This is a genomic window from uncultured Formosa sp. (assembly GCF_947500765.1).
Taxonomy (GTDB): Bacteria; Bacteroidota; Bacteroidia; order Flavobacteriales; family Flavobacteriaceae; genus Formosa.
On sequence record NZ_CANMTH010000062.1, the window covers coordinates 1 to 573 of the forward strand.

The following is a 573-nucleotide window of genomic DNA, read 5'->3' on the forward strand; positions in this document are numbered from 1 at the left end:
TCAGACGTTACAAACACGCAACGACCTTTGATTAAGCACTAAACCGCAATTATTTTTATACGGTGTTGTACCCAGTTTTTATTTTCAGATAAAGTCGCTATCAGTCCAAATCAGCCAATTGTTTCCAATTCCAAATACTTCTATGAAACTTGAGTCAGATTGATGAAATTCTTTTTCCGTTTGTTTTAAATTTCCACACGTTGTCCAAGTCAGATATAAAGTTCCGATTGGATATTCAGTCCATTCTGTAGCGTATTCCACTTCTTTACATTCAGAATCGTTGCGTACAGTAATTAATTTAATTCCGTTTTCTATTAATTCAGCCGATAGAGATTGTTCTAAATCGGTTGGATAAATTCCTTTTCCTAAATTTGAGTTTACAAACTGATTTTTTAAAATCCGATTTGTCAAATTATTCCATTCCGTTTGTTTCTCCGAAAATAGCTCAATTTTTTCAGATACGATTTCTTTTCTTTTTTCCTTATTGTCTTTACAAGATAGAAGACTAAAAGTTAGCAGAAAAATCAGAATTTTTGTTTTTAAACTGTTCATTTCTCAAATTGGGTACAACGT

1 protein-coding gene is annotated in these 573 nt (G+C 31.8%); it reads right to left on the reverse strand.

What is annotated here, in order from left to right; genetic code table 11:
- Window positions 1-84 precede the first annotated feature (84 nt).
- Window positions 85-411: a hypothetical protein gene (locus Q1B05_RS18615; protein ID WP_299782974.1), complete on the reverse strand. Its 327-nt coding sequence runs from the start codon at window positions 409-411 to the stop codon at window positions 85-87.
- Window positions 412-573 lie beyond the last annotated feature (162 nt).